The 5,288-nt window shown below is 62.4% G+C and carries 5 protein-coding genes; 3 read left to right on the forward strand and 2 right to left on the reverse strand.

Translation table 11 applies throughout. The features are described from left to right. A partial coding sequence (locus tag EOA79_RS29270; RefSeq protein WP_245489953.1) for a phosphoenolpyruvate hydrolase family protein occupies positions 1–861 on the forward strand: 861 nt, incomplete at its 5' end. Positions 862–865: 4 nt separating this feature from the next. Next, the gene (locus EOA79_RS29275) at positions 866–1,288 is read left to right on the forward strand and encodes a cupin domain-containing protein (protein ID WP_095823538.1); all 423 of its coding nucleotides are present in this window, start codon (positions 866–868) and stop codon (positions 1,286–1,288) included. A 142-nt stretch (positions 1,289–1,430) separates the two neighbouring features. Here the strand turns inward: EOA79_RS29275 and EOA79_RS29280 are convergent, their stop codons facing one another. Further along, on the reverse strand, positions 1,431–1,838 hold the full coding sequence (locus tag EOA79_RS29280) for a nuclear transport factor 2 family protein (RefSeq protein ID WP_095823539.1): 408 nt from the start codon (positions 1,836–1,838) through the stop codon (positions 1,431–1,433). Between the two features lie 184 nt (positions 1,839–2,022). Beyond that, positions 2,023–3,213: a Xaa-Pro peptidase family protein gene (locus tag EOA79_RS29285; protein WP_095823540.1), complete on the reverse strand. Its 1,191-nt coding sequence runs from the start codon at positions 3,211–3,213 to the stop codon at positions 2,023–2,025. Between the two features lie 342 nt (positions 3,214–3,555). On the opposite strand from EOA79_RS29285, the gene EOA79_RS29290 reads away from it, so the two are divergent. Further along, complete coding sequence (locus EOA79_RS29290) at positions 3,556–5,166, forward strand: ABC transporter substrate-binding protein (protein WP_095823541.1); 1,611 nt, start codon at positions 3,556–3,558, stop codon at positions 5,164–5,166. The last annotated feature ends 122 nt before the right edge of the window (positions 5,167–5,288 follow it).

Below are 5,288 nucleotides of genomic sequence, written 5' to 3' on the forward strand. Positions count from 1 at the left end.
GCCGCCATCCCGCGCAAAACCATACTGGAAAGGTTCCGCAAGATGATCGCCGACGGCGTGCCGATCGTCGGCGGCGGTGCCGGTACCGGCCTGTCGGCCAAGGCCGAGGAAGCGGGCGGCATCGATCTCATCATCATCTACAATTCCGGCCGTTACCGCATGGCCGGGCGCGGCTCGGCCGCCGGCCTGCTCGCCTATGGCAATGCCAACGAGATCGTCAAGGAAATGGCCTATGAGGTGCTGCCGGTGGTAAAGAAGACGCCGGTGCTGGCCGGCGTCAACGGCACCGACCCCTTCGTCATCATGCCGCTGTTTCTCGCCGAACTGAAGAGGATGGGCTTTTCCGGCGTGCAGAATTTTCCGACCGTCGGCCTCTTCGACGGCACCATGCGGCAGAGTTTCGAGGAGACCGGCATGGGTTTTGGCCTCGAGGTCGACATGATCGCCGAGGCGCACAAGCTCGACCTGCTCACCACGCCTTACGTCTTCAACCCCGACGAGGCGCGCGCCATGACCAAGGCGGGCGCCGACGTGGTCGTAGCCCATATGGGCGTGACCACAGGCGGCTCGATCGGCGCGACCTCGGCGAAGTCGCTGGATGCCTGCGTCGAGGAGATCGATGCCATTGCCGATGCCGCGCGCTCGGTGCGCAAGGACGTCATCCTGCTTTGCCATGGCGGGCCGATCTCCATGCCGGATGACGCGCGCTACATCCTCGAGCGCTGCGAAGGACTGCACGGCTTCTACGGCGCAAGCTCGATGGAACGGCTGCCGGCCGAGGCGGCGATCACCAGGCAGACGGCGGATTTCAAGGCAGCGGCAATCGGCAAAGCGAAAATGCCATCAACTAGCCAGGGATGAGGCAATGGCCGACAAGAGCAAGGTGTTCGTTTATCCGAAGGAGGTCAGCGCCTTCGGCTTCGACTGGGGCAAGCTGGCGCTCACGGTCGCGCCGGAAGTGAACGGCGCGGAGCGCTTCTCCGGCGGCGTCGTCGACCTGCCGCCCGGCAAGGGGCACACCCGCCACAACCACCCAGGCGCGGAGGAGATCATCTTCGTGATTTCCGGCCATGGCGAACAGATGGTAGAGGACGAGAAGGGCAATCCGGTGGTCGCCAAGGTCGGTCCCGGCTGCACCATCTATGTGCCGGAAAGCCGCTTCCACTCGACGCTCAACACGGGCGATCAGCCGATGCAGCTTTTCGTCGTCTATTCGCCGGCCGGCCCGGAGCTGGCGCTGCGTGATCTACCAGATTTCAAGCTGCTGCCGCGAGAGGCAAACAATTGATGGCAAATCGCTTGCGGGCATTATTCGCCTCACCGGTTTGCTTCGCAATCACCTCTCGAGGTATGTACGGGGGCCCAGCGAACAGGTGTGCGGAGACATCGCGAACAGTCTCGTGCGAGTTGCCGCGAATAGCACCTCCAGGCTAAGCCCAGAATGCATCCCAGGCGTAGAGGTCGTAGAAGTGTTCCCGGCCATCGACTACCTTGCCAGCCCTGATGTCGAAGACGATGCAACAGAGCACATCAAGCTGTTTGCCGTTGCGTTCCCCGGTATTGCGATGGACGCCGACCACACGTCCGTCCTCACTTTCGATGACATGCAGAAGATTCGCCCTGAAGGTGCCAAGGGTTTGCCCGCCATAACGGCCGAACTGGGCAAAAGTCGCCTCACGGCCTTTGTAGTCGCCGGCGATCGGATTCCTTCCCGGGCTGTGCCACGTGCATTTCTCGTCGATGATTTGCGCAAGCGTGTCCATGTCTCCGGAGTTGAAGGCGGCGTAACCCCGCCGAATGAGCTCGGAGTTCTGATTTCTTGATGTTACGTCTGCCATAACTTCCTCCTGCTACCGGCCCGACGTAATCGGTCTGGTAGGAGGCGCCGGGCCACAACTCAAGTCAGCAAGATACACCCAGGACGGCGGGCGCGCACGACGAAGCTTGTTTCCCATCAATCCGCAGAAGCCGCCCCGAGGTTTGAACTCGGTCATTCGGAGTGATTGGTTTCCCGAGCGCGCTCTAGGCGACCCCGCCCCTGTTCCACCCACGCCCGCGATCGCCGAACATCGCATAGCCTGTGTCGGTCACCGCCACGGTATCCTCGAGCTTGATGAAGCCGCGCGTCGGGTGGAGCATGGTGGTCTCGACCGAAAGCACCATGTTCTTTTCCAGCGGCTTGGCCGCATAGGTGCCTTCATAGGTGACCGGATGGTTGGTCATCAAAAACGGCGCTTCATGCGTGATCAGCCCCATGCCGTGGGCGAAGAAATCCGTATAGGCCGCGACCTTGGAAGCCTTCAGCACGCTCTCGGCATGCGCGATCATGTCGCCGCCGAGCGTGCCGGCTTTGACCTTGGAGAACGCGGCCTGCTGCACCGACTCGATTTCGGACAGCAGATCCTCGAGCTCGGCATCCGGCTCGCCAAGAATACCCATGCGGCAGAGGTCGCCGATATAGCCGTGATAGTTGCCGCCGGAATCGATCGACAGCACCTCGCCCTGCTTCCACGCCTGGCTCGACGCAGCACGGTTGTGGCTGGCACCCAGTGTCAGCAGACAATATTCGAAATGCGCGCCGCGATTGGTCTCCTCGCGCCGTAACTGCTCGATGATGTCGGTCTTGGTCGTGCCCTCGCGCGCCCAGGCGATCGTCGCCAGCATCGAATCGGTGATTAGTTCCGAGGCGGTGCGCAGCTTCTCCAGTTCGGCCTCGGTCTTGATGGCGCGCATGCGCTCCAACATGCCGGTGGCATCGATCAGCTTCGCGTCCGGCAGTGCCTTGCGGATCAGCGAGTAAGCGTCCGACGGCAGGAAAGCAGGCTCGATGCCTATGCGAGCAGCTTGCTTGCCGATCTTCTGCAGATGCTCGACGGCAAGGTTGGCGGCGTCGAGCGTGCCCCAGCAGGCCGCATGCAATGTCGGTGTCCAGAACGGATGGTTCTCGTGCTCGCCGCCTTCCATCTTGTTGCCGATATAGGCCGCATGCTCCGGCCCGCCTTTTTCATAAAGGACGATCGGCAGGTAGCGGCTATGGCCGATGGCGTCCATCGCCGCGAAAAAGATGAACTTGTAGCCGCCGAGCAGATATTGCGTGTTGTGCTTGGAGGTGGCGAAAAGCACATCGATGCCGGCCTCCTCCATCAGCCGGTCCACCCGAGCCTGGTCGAACGGGATGCCGCTGGCCTCGGTTTTGCCCGGAGCGATGTTCATCTTTCCCTCCCTGATTTCCTCGGCCGCTCAAGCAGTCAAACATGATGAAACTGCCGTTTGCGGCCAAATCTGCACCATCTTGACCGTTTTGGTCCAGCCAGAATTGACAGCATCCGGCTGACCCCGCCCTCTCCTACTTGGCTTGAGGCCGCGTACGGCTTAGTCTGGTCCTACCAGATAGCCGCGACCGCAGCCCGAATATAACTGGTCCAGCGGACGAAAATTTCAGAGCCAAGCCAGCATGCGCCAAATCCGTCTCTGGCGAAACCTTTGCCAAGGGCCATAATCCCGCTGATTTTGAGGTTGCCCGCGCCGGTCGCGGGTGAAGAGGGGAGCTTGAGGATGTCCGGATTGCCGATTTCACGCCGCGGCCTGCTGGCCGGCTCGGCACTGCTTCTGGCCTCGACCGCCTTGCCGGCCATCGGCCGGGCGCAGACGCCGAAGAAGGGTGGCAGGTTGATCGTGGCCGCCGACTCCGAGCCGCGCAACCTCAATCCGGCTATTGTCGCTTCCAACGGCGTCTTCTTCATCTCCAGCAAGGTGGTCGAGACGCTGGCTGAGGCCTCCTTCGACGGCAAGGACGGGCTTCAGCCGCGCCTTGCGCTTTCCTGGGAAGGCTCGGCCGACGGCCGGTCGGTGACCTTCAAGTTGCGCGACGGCGTCAAATGGCATGACGGCAAGCCCTTCACCTCCGCCGACGTCGCCTTCTCCGCGCTGCAGGTCTGGAAGCCTCTGCAGAATCTCGGCCGCACGGTGTTCAAGGACCTTGAAGCCGTCGACACGCCCGACAAGCTGACGGCCGTGTTCAAATTCGCCAAGCCGACGCCGTTCCAGCTGATCCGCAACGCGCTGCCGGCATTGAGCAGCGTCGTGCCGAAGCACGTCTATGAGGTGGGCAAGATCGAGGACAACCCGGCCAACAACGCTCCTGTCGGCACCGGCCCGTTCAAATTCGCCGAATACAAGGCCGGCCAGTACTATCGGCTTGCGCGGAACGATGCCTATTGGGACAAGGACGAGCCCTATCTCGACGAGATCGTCTACCAGGTGCTGCCCGACCGAACCTCTGCGGCTGCGGCGCTCGAGGCGGAAGAAATCCAGCTCGCCGCCTTCTCCGCCGTGCCGCTCGCCGACCTCGACCGCATCTCAAAGGTGCCGGGCCTGAAGGTCATCACCAAGGGCTATGAGGGGCTGACCTACCAGCTCGTCGTCGAGATCAACCATCGCCGCAAGGAACTGGCGGACCTGAAAGTGCGGCAGGCGATCGCGCATGCCATCGACAAGGATTTCGTCGTCAAGACAATTTTCCTCGGCTACGCCGCGACCGCAACCGGTCCGGTGCCGAAGAACGATCCGCAATTCTACACTGCCGACGTCCCGATCTACCCCTTCGACGTCGCCAAGGCCAACGAGCTGCTCGACGAGGCCGGCTACAAACGGGCCGACGACGGCAAGCGCTTTGCACTGAAGCTGCTGCCGGCGCCGTACTTCAATGAGACCAAGCAGTTCGGCGATTACCTGCGCCAGGCGCTGGCCGTAATCGGCATCGACGCCCAAATCGTCAACAACGACTCGGCCGCCCATATGAAGGCGGTCTATACCGACCACGCCTTCGACCTCGCCGTCGGCCCGCCGGTGTTCCGCGGCGACCCGGCGATCTCGACCACCATCCTGGTGCAGAGCGGCATCCCCGACGGCGTGCCCTTCTCCAACCAGGGCGGCTACAAGAACGCCGACCTGGATGCGCTGATCGCCAAAGCGTCAGAGACGCTCGACACATCCGCCCGCACCGAGCTCTACAAGGAATTCCAGAAAATGGTGGCGGCCGACCTGCCGCTGATCAACGTCGCCGAGTGGAGCTTCATTTCCGTCGCCCGCGACACTGTCGGCAACATCGCCAACAACCCGCGCTGGGCGGTATCGAACTGGGCGGACACCTTTTTGGCGGGTTGATCCGCACTTGCGGATTGCCTGCCTGGGTGCTGAGCTTTGAGAATGAGAGTTCCGTCGCGCCCCCCTCTGTCCTGCCGGACGCGGCATCCAAGGGTTGGCCCTGATATGGCGTCGCCATGACC

This window comes from Mesorhizobium sp. M1A.F.Ca.IN.020.03.2.1 (genome assembly GCF_004023205.1).
Classification (GTDB): Bacteria; Pseudomonadota; Alphaproteobacteria; order Rhizobiales; family Rhizobiaceae; genus Mesorhizobium.

Bases quoted from the DNA above. Each gene is read 5' to 3' on its own strand.
- EOA79_RS29275 (WP_095823538.1), top strand. From the start codon at position 866: ATGGCCGACAAGAGCAAGGTGTTCGTTTATCCGAAGGAGGTCAGCGCC.
- EOA79_RS29280 (WP_095823539.1), bottom strand. From the start codon at position 1,838: ATGGCAGACGTAACATCAAGAAATCAGAACTCCGAGCTCATTCGGCGG.
- EOA79_RS29285 (WP_095823540.1), bottom strand. From the start codon at position 3,213: ATGAACATCGCTCCGGGCAAAACCGAGGCCAGCGGCATCCCGTTCGAC.
- EOA79_RS29290 (WP_095823541.1), top strand. From the start codon at position 3,556: ATGTCCGGATTGCCGATTTCACGCCGCGGCCTGCTGGCCGGCTCGGCA.